General features: G+C 64.3%; 16 protein-coding genes and 2 tRNA genes. 10 read left to right on the forward strand and 8 right to left on the reverse strand.

Annotated features, from left to right (window positions below):
- Window positions 1–49 precede the first annotated feature (49 nt).
- The 8 genes from ON32_RS00080 to rpmH form a co-directional block, all read right to left on the reverse strand.
- Window positions 50–1,078: a ParB/RepB/Spo0J family partition protein gene (locus ON32_RS00080; protein WP_040787707.1), complete on the reverse strand. Its 1,029-nt coding sequence runs from the start codon at window positions 1,076–1,078 to the stop codon at window positions 50–52.
- Window positions 1,079–1,130: 52 nt separating this feature from the next.
- On the reverse strand, window positions 1,131–2,087 hold the full coding sequence (locus tag ON32_RS00085) for a ParA family protein (protein WP_157224033.1): 957 nt from the start codon (window positions 2,085–2,087) through the stop codon (window positions 1,131–1,133).
- A gap of 881 nt (window positions 2,088–2,968) precedes the next feature.
- On the reverse strand, window positions 2,969–3,703 hold the full coding sequence (gene rsmG, locus ON32_RS00090; RefSeq protein WP_051132698.1) for a 16S rRNA (guanine(527)-N(7))-methyltransferase RsmG: 735 nt from the start codon (window positions 3,701–3,703) through the stop codon (window positions 2,969–2,971).
- A gap of 261 nt (window positions 3,704–3,964) precedes the next feature.
- The gene (locus ON32_RS00095) at window positions 3,965–4,516 is read right to left on the reverse strand and encodes a Jag family protein (protein WP_040787710.1); all 552 of its coding nucleotides are present in this window, start codon (window positions 4,514–4,516) and stop codon (window positions 3,965–3,967) included.
- An 88-nt stretch (window positions 4,517–4,604) separates the two neighbouring features.
- Window positions 4,605–5,696, reverse strand: a complete 1,092-nt coding sequence (yidC, locus tag ON32_RS00100; protein ID WP_040787711.1) for a membrane protein insertase YidC — start codon at window positions 5,694–5,696, stop codon at window positions 4,605–4,607.
- Window positions 5,697–5,700: 4 nt separating this feature from the next.
- On the reverse strand, window positions 5,701–6,138 hold the full coding sequence (yidD, locus tag ON32_RS27435; RefSeq protein WP_083873820.1) for a membrane protein insertion efficiency factor YidD: 438 nt from the start codon (window positions 6,136–6,138) through the stop codon (window positions 5,701–5,703).
- A gap of 5 nt (window positions 6,139–6,143) precedes the next feature.
- A complete protein-coding gene (gene rnpA, locus ON32_RS00105) occupies window positions 6,144–6,554 on the reverse strand; it encodes a ribonuclease P protein component (protein ID WP_040787713.1) in 411 nt (136 codons plus the stop codon).
- An 87-nt stretch (window positions 6,555–6,641) separates the two neighbouring features.
- Window positions 6,642–6,785, reverse strand: coding sequence for a 50S ribosomal protein L34 (gene rpmH / locus ON32_RS27440; RefSeq protein ID WP_081706069.1), 144 nt, complete (start codon window positions 6,783–6,785; stop codon window positions 6,642–6,644).
- A 658-nt stretch (window positions 6,786–7,443) separates the two neighbouring features.
- Here rpmH and dnaA point away from each other — a divergent pair.
- The 10 genes from dnaA (at window position 7,444) to ON32_RS00160 (ending at window position 22,049) form a co-directional block, all read left to right on the forward strand.
- Entirely contained in the window at window positions 7,444–9,543 is a 2,100-nt protein-coding gene (gene dnaA / locus ON32_RS00115) for a chromosomal replication initiator protein DnaA (RefSeq protein WP_040787717.1), read from the forward strand.
- 1,078 nt (window positions 9,544–10,621) lie between these two features.
- Complete coding sequence (gene dnaN / locus ON32_RS00120; protein ID WP_040787719.1) at window positions 10,622–11,791, forward strand: DNA polymerase III subunit beta; 1,170 nt, start codon at window positions 10,622–10,624, stop codon at window positions 11,789–11,791.
- Window positions 11,792–11,860: 69 nt separating this feature from the next.
- Complete coding sequence (recF, locus tag ON32_RS00125; RefSeq protein WP_040787721.1) at window positions 11,861–13,075, forward strand: DNA replication/repair protein RecF; 1,215 nt, start codon at window positions 11,861–11,863, stop codon at window positions 13,073–13,075.
- Between the two features lie 363 nt (window positions 13,076–13,438).
- Entirely contained in the window at window positions 13,439–14,008 is a 570-nt protein-coding gene (locus tag ON32_RS00130) for a DUF721 family protein (RefSeq protein WP_040787723.1), read from the forward strand.
- Between the two features lie 14 nt (window positions 14,009–14,022).
- On the forward strand, window positions 14,023–14,925 hold the full coding sequence (locus ON32_RS00135; protein WP_040787724.1) for an alpha/beta fold hydrolase: 903 nt from the start codon (window positions 14,023–14,025) through the stop codon (window positions 14,923–14,925).
- 325 nt (window positions 14,926–15,250) lie between these two features.
- Window positions 15,251–17,296: a DNA topoisomerase (ATP-hydrolyzing) subunit B gene (gene gyrB, locus ON32_RS00140; RefSeq protein ID WP_040787726.1), complete on the forward strand. Its 2,046-nt coding sequence runs from the start codon at window positions 15,251–15,253 to the stop codon at window positions 17,294–17,296.
- Window positions 17,297–17,361: 65 nt separating this feature from the next.
- Window positions 17,362–19,863: a DNA gyrase subunit A gene (gene gyrA / locus ON32_RS00145; RefSeq protein ID WP_040787728.1), complete on the forward strand. Its 2,502-nt coding sequence runs from the start codon at window positions 17,362–17,364 to the stop codon at window positions 19,861–19,863.
- Window positions 19,864–19,905: 42 nt separating this feature from the next.
- Window positions 19,906–21,087, forward strand: a complete 1,182-nt coding sequence (locus tag ON32_RS30725; protein ID WP_040787730.1) for a DUF3566 domain-containing protein — start codon at window positions 19,906–19,908, stop codon at window positions 21,085–21,087.
- 186 nt (window positions 21,088–21,273) lie between these two features.
- Window positions 21,274–21,347, forward strand: a tRNA-Ile gene (locus ON32_RS00155).
- Between the two features lie 629 nt (window positions 21,348–21,976).
- A tRNA-Ala gene (locus ON32_RS00160) sits at window positions 21,977–22,049 on the forward strand.
- Window positions 22,050–22,236: the final 187 nt, after the last annotated feature.

Here is a 22,236-nt window from a genome sequence, read left to right on the forward strand (position 1 = left end):
TGACGTTTCTACGTCAGGTAACCGATCCCGGCCTTTTGAGCCGGTTATCTCAATTCTCCAGCGCGGAACGCTGCATCAAACCGACGATCCGGTCGAGGTCATCGACAGAACCGAATTCGACAACTATTTTGCCTTTCCGCTTGCCGAGACTCACCGTGACCCTGGTGTCGAACGACTCCGACAGTCGCTCGGCGACCTCTTGGAGACCCGGAGCCAACGTCGGCTTACGGCGGGCAGCGGGCTCCTTGGGGGACCGCCCATTCGCCAGCTCTCGGTTGGCCAGCTTCACCGCTTCCTCGGTGGAGCGCACCGACAACCCCTCGGCCACAATCCGAGCCGCAAGCATTTCCTGCGCCTCGGGGCCGCCCTCCAAACCGAGCAGTGCACGCGCATGCCCGGCGGACAACACACCCGCCGCGACCCGACGCTGCACCGGAATGGGCAGCTTGAGCAGGCGGATCATATTGGTCACCACGGGGCGGGAGCGCCCCAGCCGATTGGCCAGCTCCTCCTGGGTGACCCCGAACTCCTCGAGCAACTGTTGATAGGCGGCCGCCTCCTCGAGCGGGTTGAGCTGCACCCGATGGATGTTCTCCAAGAGCGCATCGCGGAGCAGCCCGTCATCGGTGGTCTCTCGGACAATGGCCGGGATGGTCTCCAGCCCCGCCTCTTGGCAGGCACGCCAGCGGCGTTCACCCATGATCAGCTGATACCGATCACCGGGCAGTCTGCGAACGACAATCGGCTGCATCAAGCCGAATTCCCGGATGGAGTGGACGAGTTCGGCCAATGCCGCCTCATCGAAGTATTGCCGTGGCTGTTTCGGATTCGGCTCGATCAGATCCGGCGGAATTTCTCGATAAACGGCATCGCCGGCGAATGCGAGATCTGGTTCCTCGATATCGGGATCGGGTACGCGGTGGAGAAAGGGAGCAGTCGGTCGATGTAGGGGATCGCCGATAACGGTATCTGCCGCATCGGCGCTCAGCCCGCCGGTCGCGGTTGCCGGAGCGGCCGGACCCGTCGGGATCAATGCCGCCAGGCCGCGTCCCAGTCCGCCCTTCTTCGACTGACTCATCGACCTACCTTTTCGTTGTTCCGCTGCCACGCCCGATCACACCCGATTCGATTCACTTCGCACTATCCGCGGCCGCGGGGTGTTTGGTCGCCCCGCGGGCCGCTATCTCCCGGCCGGCGTCCAGATAACTCAACGCACCCCGAGAGCCTGGATCGTAATCGAGCACGGTCATACCGTAACCAGGTGCCTCGGATACCTTGACGCTGCGCGGGATAACCGACCGCAGGACCACGTCTCCGAAATGGCTCCGTACCTCTTCGGCGACCTGATCGGCGAGCTTGGTGCGACCGTCGTACATCGTGAGGATCACGGTGGAGACATGTAGTTCGGGATTGAGATGCGCCTGAACCAGGCCGATATTGCGAATGAGCTGCCCCACCCCCTCCAGTGCGTAGTACTCGCACTGAATCGGAATCAACACTTCCTTGGCGGCCACCATGGCATTCACGGTCAGCAGGCCCAATGAAGGCGGGCAGTCGATCATCACATAGTCGATGTCGTATCCGGCGATATTGGCGTCCTGAATAGCGCCCTTGAGTCGGCTCTCCCGAGCCACCATGGATACCAATTCGATCTCCGCGCCCGCCAGGTCGATGGTCGCCGGGATGCAGAGCAGATTGTCGTTGTGCGGACTCCGCTGAATTGCCTCCTGGACCTTGATCTCGCCGATCAGCAATTCGTAGGTCGACGGCGTGCCCGACTGGTGTTCCACCCCCAAGGCGGTGCTGGCGTTGCCCTGGGGATCCAGGTCGATCACAAGCACTTTCATCCCTTGATGCGCGAGGGCCGCGGCGAGATTCACCGTGGTCGTCGTCTTACCCACCCCGCCCTTCTGATTGGCGATGGTAATGATCCGTTGCTCATGCGGTTTCGGCACGGTCACCTTTCCTGCGGGCAAGAGCCGGCTTGCCCGGTGCGCTTCGGCTGCTATCGGCGTCTCGGTAGGGGAGATATGCCCGAACGGTGTGCTTCCGAAGGAATCCGGGCTGATATTGCTGGCATCCAACATCCCCGGAACCCGCGACGTTTCCCGTGAAACATTCGCCGAACCGCTAGACATAGACCGCTCCTAACGCGAGAACTGCAGGATCACGTACTCCGGGCACAGCCAGTGCCGTGTCGTGGAAAGCTGTGTCGGATCGAACCTGATGTCCGACCGGAGCGACGCCGCCCGGCCGTCCGAACGGAGCCGTTGCCGCTGCGATATCAATATCCCTCCGTGGCACCGACGCTCACGCTCGACGTTTATTAGCTTGCCGGCACGAAGCGTAATAAGAAAGCCGAACCGCTGTGACTCTCCCGCGATATACCGCGAAAGTCGACCCTCGGACGCATCGACCGGCGATCGCCACGATGTTTCACATGAAACGGTGCACCAACCACAACACATGACCGGCCGCTCCGGAGAACCCGGTAGCGCACCGTTCTCCATGAGCCACCCCGGACTCATCGAAGGAACGGTGTTCACGTATCCACTTCGCAGCCCGTGGACCGAACGCCGAACCACACTTGCGATGCCGTATCGACCCAACCCGCTCGAACCTGCGTCGGTTACGTTTTTCACGAAAGAGCAACCCTTGATCCGCGTACCGGAGTTGGTCGGCACAGGTCGGGTCGCAAGCCCTCCCAAAAGCGTGGACAGACCTGGGTGCGAGACGGACCGGTGCAATCGAATGCCGGACCCCTCAGCACCGCCCTGATGTCACGGCATGCTCCGCCAACTCGGATGGCGAAACCGACGGACACGTTTCACATGAAACATGCACCGCTATGACTCAGCGAAGCCACAATCCATCACGGTCGCACTCGAGCCCCCGTGCCCCCGACGCTCAGGCCCGACCCCATGCGTATTACGCGTATCTAACGTCGGTAGAGCCGGCCGTGCTCCGATCAGGATTTCTTTCGGCCGCCTCGCCCCGCTCGCGGTCCATTGCGCTTCGGCCCACGCTCGGAACGCCGCAAACGCTCCGCCGACACCACTAGCGTTGGTGTGGATACCAACCCGGTACCGCATTGGACCACCGTGAGGTGGCCGGCGCCGGCGCGTTCGACCTCTGCCCGATCACGCTCCAACTCTTCCGCGGCGCTCTCACCTTTCAGCGCCAACATCCGACCGTTGAGACGGAGGAGGGGGAGGGACCACTGAGCGAGCTTCGCCAAGGGAGCGACCGCACGGGAGGTCACGATATCCGCGCCACCCGCTTCCCGGATAACCCCCGACTGTTCCGCACGCCCGCGTACGACGGTGATATCGAGACCCGCATCTTCGATGAATTCCTTCAGGAAGACGGTTCGACGCAGCAATGGTTCCACCAGTGTTATCCGTAGATCCGGACGAGCAATGGCCAGCGGGATACCGGGCAGGCCGGCACCGCTACCGATATCGACAACCGTCGCATCTTCGGTGATGAGTTCGCCGACCACGGCGCAGTTCAGGATGTGCCGATCCCAGAGGCGCGGCACCTCACGGGGACCGATGAGCCCGCGTTCCACCCCCGCGGTGGCGAGTGCTACCCAGTACCGTTGCGCCAACTCGAGCCGAGGACCGAATATGGTCGCCGCGGCGGCGGGTGGTGGCTCCGGCATCGAGATCGCTCCGCCGAGGTCAGGTTCCACGTGAAACATCCTTCCGAAGGGTCTGGGCCAGAAGAGTTGGATCCGGTCCATGCCGCCTGGCGCCCACCACCAGGACATAGCGAAGACCCTAATGGTCATGGACGGGTGAGCCTGTGACGACCGGGGGGAAGTAGGACCGCCTCCACCGAAACGACGCGGTCGCCGCAATCCTCACCTCGAGGATGTCGCGGCGACCGCGTGAATCCGAGAACGACTCGGGATCTTGTTCCGTTATCCGGTTATACGAGGAGCATCGGGGCTCCGGAGGAATCACTCCGGCGCAATCACCACGTGACGATTCGGCCCGTCACCCTCACTCTCGCTCGATACCCCGTCGATGACCGCGACCGCATCGTGCACGATTTTCCGCTCGAACGGCGTCATCGGGGCGAGCGCCTCCGGCTTCCCGCTCTGGAGCACTCGCTGGGCGGCGGCGGCGCCCAGGGCGCTCAGATCCGCGCGGCGCTTGGCTCGCCATCCCGCCACATCCAGCATGAGCTTGCTGCGCACACCGGTGACCTGCTGCACGGCCAAGCGAGTCAACTCCTGCAATGCATCCAACACTTCACCACTGCGGCCGACCAGTTTCGACAGGTCCCGCCCACCGTCGATACTGACCACCGCGCGATCGCCCTCGACATCGAGATCGATATCGCCGTCGAAGTCGAGTACGTCGAGCAACTGTTCGAGGTAATCACCGGCGATCTCGCCCTCCTCGATCAGCGCCTCCTCGGTGTCGCTGACGATATCGTCGGAATCGGCTCCGGCGCCCGCCATTGTCGTCGCCACGGTGGCGTCCTCACCATCGGTCTCGAGAGTCATGTGTTTTCCTTTATCCATTCGTCGGGTGCCGCCCGGTTGTCCGGCCCGCACCTCGAGCGGTGATGCTCAGCGAATAAGGTTCCTCGGCTCAGCGCCGGCGCTTCTGGTTCGCCCGGCCGCGATTACCCGGCCGCTTCTGACCACCCGTGCGCCGCTGACCCGACTGCTTACCGGCCGACTGCGCAGTCGGTTTTACCGTGGCACCCGCCTTGCCCTCGGCGGTTTTCTCCGTGGTCCCATTGGTCTCCGATCGCACCGTCTGCTTCTTCTTGGGATCGATCGGCTTGGCACCCGGTTTGGGAGCGTTCTGCGCCCGCTTCTCCAATAAGGCCTGCCGCTTCGCCTCTTCCTCCTTGGCCATGCGGCCGAATACCAAATGCTGCTGCCCGTAGGTCCAGATGTTGTTGGAAACCCAGTAAAGCAGGACGGCGATCGGCAAGAAGGGACCACCGACGAGCACACCGAAGGGGAAGACCCACAGCGCCAGCTTGTTCATCAGCGCTGCCTGGGGGTTGGCCGCCGCCTCCGGACTCTGCCGGGCGACCGAGGCCCGCGCGTTGAAGTGCGTGGCAATCGCAGCGATGATCATCAATGGAATGGAGACCGCGGCGATACCGATCCGACTCGGCAGACCGCCGTAGTCGGCGAACGCCTCCAACTGGGTGGTCGGCATCGTGATGAAGGCCGAGATGGGCGCACCGAAGATGCGTGCGCTCAAGAACGACTGCACATCGTCCACGCTGAAGATGTAGTTCGGCGTGTGCGCATTGGTGTAGGCGTCCATCCCCAGCTGGCCGAACCCGTGGCCGGTCCGGTTGAACGAGCGCAACACATGGAACAGACCGAGGAAGACCGGCACCTGCGCCAGAATCGGCAGGCATCCCATCAGCGGGTTGAAGCCGTGCTCCTTCTGGAGCTTCTGCATCTCCAACGCCATCTTCTGGCGATCGTTCTTGTACTTCTTCTGCAGCTCCTTGATCTGCGGCTGCAGTTCCTGCATCTGTTTGGTGGTGCGAACCTGCTTCACAAACGGCTTGTAGAGAACCAACCGAAGCGTGAAAACGAGAAACACCACCGACAACGCCCAGGACAGGCCGGCGTCCGCGCCGAAGACGAAGCCGAAGACCCGGTGCCAGAACCATAGGATCGCGGATACCGGGTAATAAATGAAGTCGAGCACGGCTCTATGTACTCCCGTCGTTCGTGTCGCCGATCACACGCGGTGATCCTTTACAAGCGTTGAGCTCGGGCGCCGAAACGCCCCCTGAGGTGGAGTCGGACGTCGATTCGGCGAGTGCCTCGTCCCCATGCTCATGGGGATGCTCCGCTCGACGCCGGGTCACCTCTGCGTGGTCGTACGAACCGCCGTCTCCGGGGCCATTGCTCCGCCGCGGTGGGACGGGGTCCCACCCACCAGGGTGCCAGGGTGCGCATTTGGCCAGCCGCACAACTGTCAGTGCGAGGCCGACCACGAGTCCACGAGTACGTAATGCGGTGACCGCGTATTCACTGCAGGTCGGGATGAATCGGCAGACCGGCAGGCGGGTGGGGGACACGTAGGTCCGGTACAGCTCGATCAGAAAGATCAAAGTATTCGCCGGTAAGCGGGCCGTTGTCGACATGAAGCTCACAACGGTTCACCTGCCTCGGCGCAGGAATCGGTAGGGGCGGCGCGCAGGTCCAGCTTACGCAGTCCGCCACGTAGCTGGCGTCGAAGTTCAGCGCTGTCGGCCACCGCCGCACCCGGAAGAGCCCGGATGACGATATCGACGTCGGCCGGCACCTCATCGCGAATTTCGGCGCATACATGGCGCAGGCGGCGGGCCACCCGGTGTCGAACCACCGAGGAGCCCACCGCCTTGCTGACGATCAGTCCGAATCGCGGGCCACCGACCCGCACCAACCCGTCCTCGGTCGAAGGATCGGGCCGGTGCACAAAGGCATGCACGACCAGATCCGGCCTTCCGCTTCGCCGGCCGCGGCGCACCGTCCGAGAAAAATCGGCACGGTGATGCAGCCGATACGGCTCAGGAAGCACCCGAGAATCCGGGGGCGCGTGAGCGATCAGCGGCGTGGGCTACGGCGTTCGGCGGGCCGGACATCGGACACCGAATTCGAGAGACGATCAGGCCGTGAGGGCGGCGCGGCCCTTGCGGCGGCGCGCGGAAACGATGGCGCGGCCCGCACGGGTCCGCATCCGGAGGCGGAAGCCGTGAACCCGCGCCCGACGACGGTTGTTCGGCTGGAACGTCCGCTTGCCCTTGGCCACGGTCAACACTCCTCGAGTTGGTGGGCGCCCGACGGCACCCGAAGCTTTCGGTGATTCATGAGGTCGGCATCGGCGCGTTGGCCCTGGCGAGCCGCCTGCATGATGCAGCTGCTCAGCACAGGACGACCACCACACCGAGCGGTGACTGTACGAGAGTACTTATCGCCCGGTAGCTGGTCAAACTCGCCCATACCGCGGTGAGGGCCCGCTCACATACGTTACGGTGGCAAGCATACCGTTCGCGCCGCGGAAACCCTGCTGCGCACGAAACCGCCGAGCCGGTGGTCGAGATCACCCGCCGAGATCGCCACACAACCACCGGGCCGATACGGATCCGCAGGTAAGAAGCCATCCGAGGCCGGGACGCCGAGGCGTTCCAGGCCGACAAGTAATCCACAGGTGTTCTCCACATCTGTGGATAATTGTGTGGATTACTTGTGAGTGGCATATTCGTAGGTCCGATGGTGCCACGCCGCCGCCTGGAAAACGGGGGAGTCCGGGCAGCGTCCCATATGGGTTGCCACGTCCGCGCGGTGGCAGACGTGGCCGGCCCGGGTCACGAGGACGTACGCAGCATCGCTGAAGCGAACCAACGGTAGACGCACCGCGTACCCCCGGACGTCTGCGCCCATCGACCGACTCCCGGGGAGGATAGTGCATGGACGACGAGCAGAACGTGTTGGCCGCCATATGGCCCGAAGTGGTCGCCGAACTGACCACCGGTTCGCCCGACGGCGAGATCGCGCCGGTGACCAGGGCCCAACAGGCCTGGTTGAAACTGGTCAAACCGCTGACCGTCGTCCAGGGATTCGCACTGCTCTCGGTTCCGTCCTCACTCGCCCAGGAAGCCATCGAACGCGATCTGCGGGAACCCATCCTGCGCTCATTGGGCCGACGACTGGGTCCGCAGGTGGAAGGACTCGGAGTGCGGATCGCCGCACCGACCCCACCGACCCAGGAGCCGTCGGCCGGCCCCTCGCGTAACCCCAGAATGACCAGCCGACCGGAGCGGCACGGCGATACCCGTCCGGATTTCCCGCCCGCCGTGGCGCCGGAGACCGTGTCCGGTTCCATCCGATACCCCTCCGATCTCGGCGAATCCGCGGCCGATCGCCCCGATACGAACTACTCGGTGGGCCCGGCGGCGCGGCAGGACGGTGAGTATCCCCCCGTCATCTCGGAACGCCGACACGATTCGGAGTTCTCCCGCGATCCCGGTTACCTACGAGATGCTGAACCTGTGCAGGGGCCGAGCTATCCACCGAACCCGTCGTTTCCGGAACGACGGGAGTATTCGGAGCCACGAGAGTACGGCCCGTCGACCGAGTACACCCCCCGGTACCAGTCCGATCGGGAGCTTCGTTCGGCGTCCGACTACGGCGGCCCGAACTATTCGACGTACCGGGAGTACCCCGACCGTATCGGCGAGGAGCGAGAGTCGGCTTCCGTGTCACCGGGCGATCCTGTCCCCGGATCGGTCGACCGGTCCGAACCAAGACTCCCACCGCGGCGTGACAGTGTGCCCGCACAGGAATCGCTGTTCGGCGCCGACGCCCTACCCACACACGACACGACATCTGTGCCACGACAGGAAGGTGTGCGCGATTCGGGTGAGGATGCGCCGCGGCGCGACGGCCTCGACGACGAACCAGTGGTCAATGTTCGCAGCTCCTGGCCCACCTACTTCGGTAAATCGTCGGAGAAGCCGGAACCGTCGACCACCTCGTCGTCGGCGAGCCTGAATGCCAAGTACACCTTCGAGACCTTCGTCATCGGTGCCTCCAACCGATTCGCGCACGCCGCCGCGGTGGCCATCGCCGAAGCGCCCGCCCGTGCCTACAACCCATTGTTCGTGTGGGGTGCCTCGGGACTGGGCAAGACGCATCTGCTGCATGCCGCGGGACACTACGCGCAGCGACTGTTCCCCGGGATGCGGGTGAAGTACGTGTCCACGGAGGAATTCACCAACGACTTCATCAACAGTCTGCGCGACGACCGGAAGGTGGCGTTCAAGCGCCGCTACCGAGAGACCGACATCCTGCTGGTCGACGATATCCAGTTCATCGAAGGCAAGGAAGGTATCCAGGAGGAGTTCTTCCATACCTTCAATACCTTGCACAATGCGAACAAGCAGATCGTGGTGTCCTCGGACCGCCCGCCCAAGCAGCTGGCCACCCTGGAGGAACGCCTGCGGACCCGGTTCGAGTGGGGACTGATCACCGATGTGCAGCCGCCCGAACTGGAGACCCGGATCGCCATTCTGCGCAAGAAGGCGCGGATGGATCGCCTCGACGTCCCGCATGATGTCCTGGAGTTGATCGCCAGTCGGGTGGAGCGCAACATCCGGGAGCTCGAGGGAGCACTCATCCGGGTCACCGCATTCGCCTCGCTGAACGGGCAGCCGCTGGATCAATCGCTGGCCGAGGTGGTGCTGCGTGATCTGATGCCCGATACCGCGGCATTGGAGATCACCTCGGCCACGATCATGGCCGTCACGGCGGAGTACTTCAATACGACGATGGAGGAGTTGGTCGGCCCTGGTAAGGCCCGGCCGCTGGCCCAGGCCCGGCAGATCGCCATGTACCTGTGCCGGGAGCTCACCGATCTATCGCTGCCCAAGATCGGCCAAGCGTTCGGCCGTGACCACACGACGGTCATGTACGCAGAGAAGAAGGTCCGCAAGGAGATGACCGAGCGGCGGCGGGTGTACGACCAGGTTCAGGAGCTCACCGCCCGCATCAAACAGCGCTCCCGCTGATCCACATTCATCCACAGCAACCCCGGCTCACAGCCTGTGTATGGCGCTGAGCTGGGGTTTTCTCTATCCCGGGGTTGTGGATTCCTCGAGGAATCCCTGTGGAATCCTCGAGGAATCCACCGGTTATCCACGGATTGATCCACAGGTGCTCGCGGCGGCGGGGCGCGCTTCGTCCACAGGCAGTTGTCCACAGATTCCACAGGGTTGGTAGTCCACAGGCGCTGAGCTGGGGTTTCGATGGTTCAGGATTGTGGATTCCTCGAGGAATCCCTGTGGATTCCTCGAGGAATCCACCGGTTATCCACGGATCGGTGCACACTGTGCATAACAAGGGGAAAACAGTGGAACAACTCGAGGACAACTCGAGGATGGATTTGGGACAACCTTGGGCTCTCCACAGGAGCCCCGGATTCATCCACGATTCATTCCACGGTCATCCACACCCCGCCACGCCTATCTACCTGCGAAAACTCCGGGATTCCACAGATTCCACAGGCCCTATTACTACTTCAGTTCTTCATTTGAATAACTCTCTTGAAAACAGGGGGTGTGGAAAGTTGACGACGGACCGCGCCAATGCAATCGCTCGCCGGTAGGCGGGGAGGAAGGGACGAACATCGGCTCGGTACGGGCCGACAGCGGACGGACAGTGATAGTGGACGGACAGTGATAGTGGACGGGGGCCGAGTCCCGGTACCGCCGCCGGGTTCTCACCGTCTCCCTTCGAGGAACCGTTCGTCGTCCCCGACCGTCTTCCGGCGCGGCCGTTCGGTTTCGGTTCCGGTCCGCGCTCATCCGGACGCTCGTTCGTGTGGACGTCTCGTTTGTGTGCTCATGTGGATGACCGAGAGAGATCGCACCGGCGCCCTCCTCCGGAACGAACCGGGGCGTCGTAGCGCGCTCATCCCATCAACCGCACGGCCGGGTTCGTGCCACGGGACCAGAGGGTCGAGCCGATAACTCGCCCCGCACGCGGTACGGTTTGATGTCGGCCGCTTATGCCACACTTCCCAAGCGGCCGATCCAGCAGTATCCGGCCGCCGCAAGAGATCACGGAACGGGAGAGGACAGTCGGGCGATGGAGCTTGCGAACATGAAGTTTCGGGTCGCCCGTGAGGATTTCGCGGAATCGGTGGCGTGGGTGGCGCGCAGCCTGCCGTCACGTCCACCCGTCCCGGTCCTCGGCGGGGTCCTACTTGTCGCGGACGACGATGGTCTGACCGTTTCCGGCTTCGACTACGAGGTGTCGGCTCAGATGCGCGTCGCCGCCGAGGTCGCCGGAGCCGGCGAGGTACTCGTTTCCGGTCGGTTGCTCGCCGATATCACCAAGGCGTTGTCGAACAAGCCCGTGGATGTTTCGGTCGAGGGCAGTCGGGTGTTGATCACCTGTGGCAGTGCGAAGTTCTCCCTGCCCACCATGCCGGTCGAGGACTATCCACAGCTGCCCGAGGTGCCCCAGGCCAGCGGCGAGCTCACGGTCGATCTGTTCGCCGAGGCGGTGGGGCAGGTGGCCGTCGCCGCCGGACGTGACGACACATTGCCCATGCTCACCGGTATTCGGGTCGAGATCGAGGGCTCCGAGGTGGTGTTGGCGGCGACCGATCGTTTCCGCCTGGCGGTGCGGCATATCCAGTGGAAGCCCACGCGCCCGGATATCGAGACCGCGGTGCTCATTCCGGCGCGGACCCTTTCCGAGGCGGCCAAGACCCTGGGATCGTCCGAGGCGCCCGTCCAACTGTCCCTGGGGTCGGGATCGGATGGGCTGATGGGCATTGTGAACGGGGGCCGTCGGACGACCACCCGCCTGCTCGACGCCGAGTTTCCCAAGTTCCGCCAGCTGCTGCCCAAGGAACACACCTCGATCGCGACATTGGAGGTCGCCGCGCTCACCGAAGCGATCAAACGTGTGGCGCTGGTCGCCGAGCGTGGGGCGCAGGTTCGGTTGGAGTTCTCCGGCGAAGGCCTGCTGTTGTCGGCCGGCGGGGACGACGCGGGTCGAGCCGAGGAGTGGCTGACGGCCGACTTCCGCGGCGAACCGTTGACCATCGCCTTCAACCCGGGCTATCTCACGGATGGTCTGTCGGCGCTCCACGCGGAACGGGTTACCTTCGGCTTCACCACACCGAGTCGTCCGGCGGTGCTGCTGCCCGCGAGCGAGGAGGAACCGCAGGTACTCGATTCCGGTGCCTACGCGGCGCTGGAGAGCGACTACGTCTACCTGTTGATGCCGGTTCGACTGCCGAGCTGACGGGGCGTGCAGGCGACGCTGTCCACATTCGTGGACAACCCTGGGCTCACTGTGCGGGTGGTCTGACCCATGTTCGTCCGGCTGCTCACCCTGCGCGACTTTCGCTCCTGGGAACAGGCCGATATCGAGCTCTCCCCGGGCGTGACGGTTTTCCTGGGCGCCAATGGCAACGGCAAGACCAATCTGCTGGAGGCCCTCGGCTATCTGTCCACTCTCGCCTCCCATCGGGTCGCGTCCGACGCGCCCTTGATCCGGATGGGGGCCGAACGGGCCCGCATCGGGGCGAATGTGGTCAATATCGGGCGGGAGCTGCGCATTGATGTGGAGTTGAACCGTGGCTCGGCCAATCGGGCCCAGATCAACCGATCGCCGGTACGTCGCCCCCGCGAGATCCTGGGCATTCTGCACACCGTTTTGTTCGCTCCGGAGGATCTGGCACTGGTGCGCGGTGATCCCGGTGAGCGGCGCCGTTTTCTCGACGAGTTGTGCATAGCTCGGTTACCGCGCCTGGCGGCGGTTCGTTCGGACTACGAGCGGGTGCTGCGACAGCGTTCGGCCCTGTTGAAAACCGCCGGTCGGCGTGCCGGGTCGAAAGCGGATCTGGGCACCCTCGACGTCTGGGACGGGCATCTGGCCAGTCACGCCGCCGTTCTCGTCGCCGAGCGCCTGCGGCTGGTTCACGATCTGTACCCCCATCTCGCCCGTTCCTACGCTTCCATCGCCCCGGAGTCGCGTCCGGCGGCGATCGGATACCGCAGCGCGGCACTACCGCCGGAGTTCTTGGATCCCGAACGGGCACCCACCCCGGATGACACCGCGGTGCTGGAATCGGTGTTGTTGCGGGAACTGGCCGCCGCTCGCCCCAAGGAGCTGGAACGGGGTGTCTGCCTGGTCGGTCCGCATCGCGACGACCTGGATCTGCTGCTCGGCGGTACCCCGGCCAAGGGCTTCGCCAGTCACGGGGAGTCCTGGTCGTTCGCGTTGGCATTGCGTCTGGGTGCGTTCGATCTGCTGCGGGCAGGCGGTACCGAGCCGGTGCTGCTGCTCGACGATGTCTTCGCCGAACTCGACCGCCGGCGTCGCGCGGCGCTCGCGCGGGTGGCCGCCGAGGCCGAACAGGTGCTCATCACCGCGGCGGTCCCCGAGGATGTGCCCGCCGAGTTGAGTGGCACCACCGTCCGGGTGATCACCGAGGGCGCCGCCGATCACCGGGTATCCCGTATCGATTCACCCGCGGCAAACCTTCGGGGAACCGTGCTACCGGGGTCGGGTGAATCGACATGATCAGGAACATTCCCCGGGGGCTTCCCGCCCGAGGCGCCCGTCGGTAGGGTGCCGTAGAGTGTCTCGCCGGACAGAAACCCTGCCCAGCGCACCTGTGGAAAGTTATCCACAACCCTGTGGATAACTTGCTTCGACCGATCGTCGCCCGCATCGGAGCAGCGATCGTACCCTATCGGTCAACAGCAATGTCGATAGTCGAAAAATTTGCTCCGACCTGCGTATATGCTCCAACTGTCGATTGATCACCACCTGGGGCGGCTCGAGGCGGCCGCAGCTTACATGTGCTGTTACCCCCTGGGGAAAACCGGGCGTAATTGGGGATAACAACTGGGGATAACTTGGACAGGTGAGTGGAACACAGCCATGACCGAACAGCCTGGACAACCCACGAACCCTCAACCCGCCGGCGGCGAGTCGGAACTGCGCGGGATCGACCTGGCTCGCCGTGCTCTCGAAGAAGCGCGGGCCGCGGCCCGCGCCGCCGGCAAATCCGTGGGTCAGGGTCGCTCCTCCCCGCGCCGAGGGGCCCGTTCGGGTGCGCGCAGGCGTACCGGATGGTCCGGAGCTCGCCCGGACGATCGGGATCCACAGCTGTTGTCCACCCTCGCCACCTCGATCGCGCGCAGCCGCGGTTGGTCGGCCAAAGTGGCCGAGGGGACGGTATTCGGTCGTTGGGCCGGGGTTGTCGGCGACGATATCGCCGCGCATGCCGTACCGGTCAAATTGGAGAACGGCGTCCTGAGTATCGCGGCGGAATCGACCGCCTGGGCCACCCAGTTACGGATGTTGCAGTCGCAGATCCTGGCCAAGATCACCGCCGCGGTAGGGCCGGGTGTGGTCAAATCCTTGCGTATCTCCGGTCCCGCCGCGCCCAGCTGGCGCAAGGGCGAACGCCATATTCGAGGGCGGGGTCCGCGCGATACCTACGGATAGCGTGAAAGGTGCCCATGACCGTCTCCACCGATCCGTTCCCCGCCGTTCCGACACGCATCGTCCGGCGGGGCGATATCGAACTCGCGGTCTTCGAGTGCGGTGATCCCGCAGGACCGCCGGTCCTGCTGGTCCATGGTTGGCCGGACACCCATGTGCTGTGGTATCGGGTCGCCGAGGCACTGTCCTCGCATTATCGGGTGATCGCCTTCGACAATCGAGGCGCCGGCGCCAGTACGGTTCCGCGCACCACCGCGGCCTACCGTCTCGCGGAGCTCGCCGCCGATACCCGGGCGGTCGCAAACGCCGTCGCATCCGGTGATCGGGTGCATATCGTCGGACACGACTGGGGATCGGTGATCGGGTGGGATTTGGTCGGCGCCGACGACGCACCCACCTTCATCGGCTCGTTCACGTCGATATCCGGGCCCAACCTCGATTTCCTGGGTGCCTATCTGCATGGTCCGTTCTCACCGGCGCGGCTTCGCGGTTCGGTGGAACAGGGGTTGGCCTCGGGGTATACCTTCGCCTTCCGGGTACCGCGACTACCGGAGATGGTCCTGCGGCGATTGGCCGGCCACTGGCCGCGGTTCCTATCGCTCTTCGACGGCCTGGATCCCGCCGTGGTGCGCACGGGCCCCACCCTGCGTGCGGATATGGTCAACGGTCTCGAGCTCTATCGGGCCAATATCCACTCCCACCTGCGCCATCCCCGCCCGCGCCCGATCGAGGTGCCCGTACAGGTGATCGTCGCCACCGGCGATCGCGCCGTTCGACCGGTAGTGCACGCCGAGGCGGGCAACTGGGTTCGTGATCTGACCATTCGTGAGATCGATGCCCGGCACTGGTCGCCGTTCACTCATGTCGTCGATCTGGTCGTGCTCACCGCGGAGTTCATCGATCGATTCGACAGCCGTTGATCCACGCGTGATCGGCCGCTGTGCCTCATGTAACTCTCAGGCCATCTCAGATGGATCGAAACGGCCGTCAGGCGGAGGCGACCCGTGCCGCTTCGATTTCTCTTCTCCTCGGCGCTGCCAGAGGTGTCGTAGGTGGGTTGTAAATTGGGCGGGCAAGTAGGATGGAGAGGTAATCAGCGGCGACCCTGTCGGTGCGTTGTGTACAGCCCGCGTGTGGGCCGGGAATCTCGAGCAGCCGTTTCGTCTCGAGCTCTCGTCGGTCCGGGTGTGCCCGCGTAACCGACCGCCGTTCCGGGGATCAGCAAGTAAGGAGAGCTACCGACCAGTGGCTGCCAACGACTCCAAGGGCTCGAAGAAGGCGACATCGGCCAAACAGGACTACGGTGCCTCCTCCATTACCGTTTTGGAAGGGCTCGAGGCGGTACGCAAACGCCCGGGCATGTACATCGGTTCGACCGGTGAACGCGGTCTGCACCACCTGATCTGGGAGGTTGTGGACAACTCGGTCGACGAGGCGATGGCCGGTTACGCCACCCGAGTGGAGGTCACGCTGCTGGCCGACGGTGGTGTGCAGGTGGTCGACGACGGCCGTGGTATTCCGGTCGCCATGCACGCCCAGGGCATTCCGACCATCGAGGTCGTCATGACCCAGCTGCACGCGGGCGGCAAGTTCGACTCCGAGTCCTACGCGGTCTCCGGTGGTCTGCACGGCGTCGGTATCTCCGTGGTCAACGCGCTTTCCACCCGGCTGGAGGCCGAGGTCAAGCGCGACGGCTACCACTGGAGTCAGAGCTACAAGGACGCCACCCCCGGCAAGCTGATCCAGGGTGAACCCACCCGGGAAACCGGTACCACCATCCGGTTCTGGCCCGATCCGGAGATCTTCGAGACCACGACCTTCAACTTCGAGACGGTCGCCCGCCGATTGCAGGAGATGGCGTTCCTCAACAAGGGACTCACCATCGTGCTGACCGACGAGCGGGTCGGCGACACCGACGTCACCGACGAGGTGGTGAGCGAGACCGCCGAGGCGCCCAAACACGCCGAGGACGGGGAGCAGGCACCGGCCGAACCCAAGGTCAAGACGCGCACCTACCACTACCCGGGTGGCCTGGAGGATTTCGTCCGCCACATCAACCGGACGAAAACTCCGATCCACAACTCGGTTGTCGCGTTCACCGGCCGGGGCACCGGGCACGAGCTCGAGGTGGCCATGCAGTGGAACTCCGGTTACTCCGAGTCGGTGCACACCTTCGCCAACACCATCAACACCCATGAGGGTGGCACCCATGAGGAAGGGTTCCGCGCGGCGCTGACCTCGGTGGTCAACAAGTACGCCAAGGAGAAGAAACTCCTCAAGGAGAAGGACGGCAACCTCACCGGCGACGATATCCGGGAAGGTCTGGCCGCCATCGTCAGCGTAAAGGTGAGCGAACCGCAGTTCGAAGGCCAGACCAAGACCAAACTCGGCAATACCGAGGTCAAATCGTTCGTTCAACGCACCTGCAACGAGCACCTGGCGCATTGGTTCGAGGCCAACCCGGCCGACGCCAAGACCATCGTGCAGAAGGCGGTGTCCTCGGCGCAGGCCCGGGTCGCGGCCCGCAAGGCCCGCGAGCTGGTACGGCGGAAGAGCGCCACCGACCTGGGCGGGTTGCCCGGCAAGCTGGCGGACTGCCGCTCCAAGGACCCGAGCAAGTCCGAGATCTACATCGTGGAGGGCGACTCCGCCGGCGGATCGGCCAAATCCGGCCGCGACTCGATGTACCAGGCGATCCTGCCGTTGCGCGGCAAGATCATCAATGTCGAGAAGGCCCGCATCGACAAGGTCCTCAAGAACAACGAGGTCCAGGCGATCATCACCGCCTTCGGCACGGGTATCCACGACGAGTTCGACATCTCCAAACTGCGGTACCACAAGATCGTGTTGATGGCCGACGCCGATGTCGACGGACAGCACATCTCCACCCTGTTGCTGACTCTGCTGTTCCGGTTCATGCGCCCGCTCATCGAGAACGGCCATGTCTTCCTGGCGCAGCCCCCGCTGTACAAACTCAAGTGGCAGCGCAGCGAGCCGGAGTTCGCCTATTCCGACCGAGAGCGCGACGGCCTGCTGGCGGCCGGTCTGGCCGCCGGGAAGAAGATCAACAAGGACGACGGCATCCAGCGGTACAAGGGTCTGGGCGAGATGAACCCCAAGGAGCTGTGGGAAACCACCATGGATCCCTCGGTTCGGGTGCTTCGTCAAGTGACGTTGGACGACGCCGCGGCCGCGGACGAACTGTTCAGCGTGCTGATGGGGGAGGACGTGGAGGCACGTCGCAGCTTCATCACCCGCAATGCCAAGGACGTCCGCTTCCTCGACGTATAGCCGGTCCCGCCTGCGCCGGAGCGCGCGGTGACCAGCCCTGACTTCTTTTCGTACCAGGAGACTTCATGACCGACACCACCTTGCCGCCCAGCGGTGCGGGCGACCGGATCGAACCGGTCGATATCCAGCAGGAGATGCAGAGCAGCTACATCGATTACGCGATGAGCGTGATCGTGGGCCGTGCCCTGCCCGAGGTACGCGACGGCCTCAAGCCGGTGCACCGCCGGATTCTGTACGCCATGTACGACAACGGCTACCGGCCCGACCGCAGCTACGTGAAATCGGCCCGGCCGGTCTCCGACACCATGGGTAACTACCACCCGCACGGCGATTCGGCCATCTACGACACCCTCGTCCGGATGGCCCAGCCGTGGTCCATGCGTTACCCGCTGGTCGACGGCCAGGGCAACTTCGGCAGCCGCGGTAACGACGGCGCGGCCGCCATGCGCTACACCGAATGCCGGCTCACCCCGCTGGCCATGGAGATGCTGCGCGAAATCGACCACGAGACGGTCGATTTCATCCCGAACTACGACGGTAAGACCCAGGAACCGGTCGTCCTGCCCAGCCGGGTGCCGAATATGCTGATGAACGGCAGCAACGGCATCGCGGTCGGTATGGCGACCAATATCCCGCCGCACAACCTCACCGAGCTGGCCGAGGCCATCTACTGGGCCCTGGACAACCACGATGCCGACGAGGAGACCACCCTCGCCGCCTGTATGGAACGGGTCAAGGGGCCCGACTTCCCGACCGCGGGCCTGATCGTCGGCACCCAGGGCATCCAGGACGCCTACACCACCGGACGCGGTTCCATCCGGATGCGCGGTGTGGTGGAGATCGAGGAGGACAGCCGGGGACGCACCACGATCGTCATCACCGAGCTGCCCTACCAGGTCAATACCGACAACTTCATCAACGCGATCGCCGAACAGGTCAAGGACGGCCGGATCGCGGGTGTCGCCGATATCCACGACGAGTCCTCCGACCGGGTGGGCCTGCGCATCGTGGTCACCGTCAAACGCGATGCCGTGGCCAAGGTCGTGCTGAACAACCTGTACAAGCACACCCAGCTGCAGACCAGTTTCGGCGCGAACATGCTGTCCATCGTCGACGGCGTGCCGCGCACCCTCCGGCTCGACCAGATGATCCGGCTCTACGTCAACCACCAGTTGGACGTGATCATCCGGCGCACCCGGTACCTGCTGCGCAAGGCCGAGGAACGAGCCCATATCCTGCGTGGTCTGGTCAAGGCGCTGGATGCCCTGGACGAGGTCATCGCGCTGATCCGCCGCTCGGCCAATACCGAGACCGCCCGTACCGGCCTGATCCAGCTGCTCGATATCGACGAGATCCAGGCCACCGCCATTCTGGACATGCAGTTGCGCCGGCTCTCGGCCCTGGAACGGCAGAAGATCATCGACGAACTGGCCAAGATCGAGGCCGAAATCGCCGACCTGAACGATATTCTCGCCAAACCGGAGCGGCAGCGCGCCATTGTGCGCGACGAGCTGGCCGAGATCGTGGAGAAGTACGGCGACGAGCGGCGCACCAAGATCATCGCCGCCGACGGTGATGTGGCCGACGAGGACCTGATCGCCCGTGAGGACGTGGTCGTCACCATTACCGAGACCGGCTACGCCAAACGCACCAAGACCGATCTGTACCGCAGCCAGAAGCGTGGCGGTAAGGGCGTGCAGGGCGCCGGCCTCAAACAGGACGATATCGTCAAGCACTTCTTCATCACCTCGACTCACGACTGGATCCTGTTCTTCACCAACAAGGGTCGGGTCTACCGCGCCAAGGCCTACGAACTGCCCGAGGCCAACCGGACCGCGCGCGGTCAGCACGTGGCGAACCTGCTGGCCTTCCAGCCGGACGAGAAGATCGCCCAGATCATCCGGATCAGGTCCTACGAGGACGCGCCGTACCTGGTGTTGGCCACCAAGAAGGGGCTGGTCAAGAAGTCGCGCCTGTCGGACTTCGACTCCAATCGCAGCGGCGGTATCGTCGCGGTGAACCTCCGGGACAACGACGAGCTGGTCGGCGCCGTCCTGTGCTCTGCCGACGACGATCTGTTGCTGGTATCGGCCCAGGGACAGTCGATCCGCTTCTCGGCCACCGACGAGGCGCTGCGCCCGATGGGGCGCGCCACCTCGGGCGTGCAGGGTATGCGGTTCAATGCCGACGACGAATTGTTGTCGCTCAATGTGGTTCGGGAGGGTACCTACCTTCTGGTCGCGACATCCGGCGGTTACGCGAAACGGACGGCCATCGAGGAGTACACCCCGCAGGGACGTGGCGGAAAAGGTGTATTGACAATCCAATACGACACGCGGCGTGGCACTCTGGTGGGGGCGCTCATCGTCGACGACGACGATGAGTTGTATGCGATCACCTCCGGCGGCGGTGTCATCCGCACCGCGGCCCGGCAGGTTCGGCGGGCCGGTAGGCAGACCAAGGGTGTGCGATTGATGAACCTCGCCGAGGGAGATACGTTGCTTGCGATCGCGCGCAACGCCGACGAACCCGAACGGATCGATGGCAGCGACGTCTCAGAGCAGTAAATCCATATAGCGGCGGCAACGAACGGATCCGAGGATTCCCAATTGACCACTCCGAAACAGCCGAACGACGAGCGGCAACAGACGAATGGTGTGACCGAGAGGATGGCACAGTCACCCATTCAGCCGCGCCCGATCCCGCGACCGGGTGTCGCCGCGGAGAACGAGCAGTCCGGCGGCGGGCAACAAGGTGGTAATCCCGCCGGTGGTCAGCCGCAGGATCAGCGCGAGCAGGGCGAGTTCGGGCCCGCGATTCCGCCGCAGGGCGCTCAAGCGTCCAATGGGCCGGCCGGTGGCCCGGGCCCACAGGGTGGCCCGGGGCCGCAGGGCCATCAGGGGCCGCAGGGCGGTCCCGGGCCGCAAGGCAATCAGGGACCACAGGGCAACCAGGGATCCCAAGGTGGTCCGGGACCCCAGCCCGGTTCGGCACCGCAAGGTGGTCGTGGCCCGCAGTCCGGTTCGGCGCCGCAAGGCGGCCAGGCTGCCGAACAGGCCGGTGGGGGCGCGAAGTCCCCCTACCAGGAGGGCTGGTCGCAGTTGCCGCAGCGAGAGCCGCAGACGAATCTGGAACGACCGGGCTACGCCCCGGTCCCCGGGCGGAGTCAGCCGAGTTCCCCGCCGGTCGGTCTCAGTGGTGGTGCCACCAATGCCCGTACCACCGCCGACCTGGCGGCCAAGGCGGCCCGTAAAGAGGCGGCCATGGTGAAATCCATCGGCCTGGACGGTCCCACCCGCAGTATCGCCCGACCGGAGCTGATCAAGGACATGCCGGACCTATCCGAGCTCCGCCATCCGCTCCCCCCGGAGAATCCGCCCCGGGCGCAGGCCCCGGTCGCGTCGTCGGCGCCCCGGGCGGGCGTCAGTGGTGAGGCGCTGCGCGCGACCGTCCAGATCCGCCGGATCGACCCCTGGTCCACCCTGAAGATCAGCCTGGTGATCAGCGTCGCCATGTTCTTCGTATGGATGCTCGCGGTCGGGCTGCTCTACATCGTGCTCGAGGGCATGGGCGTCTGGGAGCGGTTGAACAACACGTTCACCGATATGGTCTCGCAGGACAGCGGTTCGATGGGATTGATCGACGCGGGCACGGTCTTCGGCTATGCCGGTGTCATCGGTCTGATCAACGTGGTGCTGTTCACCGCGCTGGCCACCGTCGGCACATTCATCTACAACCAGTGCTGCGATATGGTCGGCGGCATCCAGGTGACCCTGGCCGATCCCGACTGAGCAACAACGACCTCGAAGGCCGGTGTCATCCGCTGGGCACCGGCCTTCGGGGTTTCCAGGGCGAAATAGCGCGGAAAGTCCCTCCCATGGTCGATGGAACCGCTATCTACCTGCGGTTTTGGCTGTTCGATAGGGGACAGGGTAACCTTTAGCTCCGGTTCGCTCGTAACGGGGCGAGTCCCCCACGGGCCTATAGCTCAGGCGGTTAGAGCGCTTCGCTGATAACGAAGAGGTCGGAGGTTCAAGTCCTCCTAGGCCCACACTCCCGTGAATATCTGCAAAAGACCCTCTGATCGGTTATCGGTCGAGGGTCGTTTTCGTCGGATCCCACCGGCCCGTTCCGGAAGGGGCCGAGACGCCGAACGAGCGGCCCGGGCATCGGGGTTGCCGCACCCCTACCGCACAACCTGCGGATGGAAACCTCGAATGAGAGCAGGCATGCTCTGAGGGGGATCCATCCTCACGGTCGGAGGAACCGTAGCTTCCGTTCTGCGACAAGGATCTTCATTATCCGAGTCACCGGGCCGGTCTTGTATCGTCAACGAGGGACCGCTCAACCGGCCGAATCGGTTACGACTAGGCTGATAGCCATGAAACGCGTTCTCATCATCGGTGCTGTACTGGCTGTTCTCATCGGTGTCACCAAGCTGCGTCGGCGCAGCGACGCCGATCTCTGGCATGAGGTCACCACGCGCTGACCCGCGCCGGATCGTTGTTCCTGTCACTTCGACCGGCCGCCGAGTAGCGGCCGCCTGATCACGGCCTGGTCGGCGTCTACGGACTGTCCAGGCCGTGGCTCGGGTCGGATCCGGGTACCCTTGTTTGACGGTGTATGTGCCGGACCGCTACTGTTTCGCAGGCGAATGTGGCACCATCCGGTACTTCGCTAGGGGCCTTAGCTCAATTGGCAGAGCACTGCCTTTGCAAGGCAGGGGTTAGGGGTTCGATTCCCCTAGGCTCCACAGAAAACGCTCTCTACCTGCGATCTCAGGTAGAGAGCGCTCCTCATTCCGCTCCTCATTCAAGGCGAAACCGCCGAAATCCCTTAGAGATCGCGCGGATAGGTGCAGACGTCTGTGACATGGGAGCAGATGCTCGTCGATAGGATTCGGGGCATGTCAGGCGCTTCGTGCTCGGCCGCTTGCGCGG

The sequence above is a fragment of the Nocardia paucivorans NBRC 100373 genome, from assembly GCF_000308675.1.
In the GTDB taxonomy this organism is placed as follows: Bacteria; Actinomycetota; Actinomycetes; order Mycobacteriales; family Mycobacteriaceae; genus Nocardia; species Nocardia paucivorans.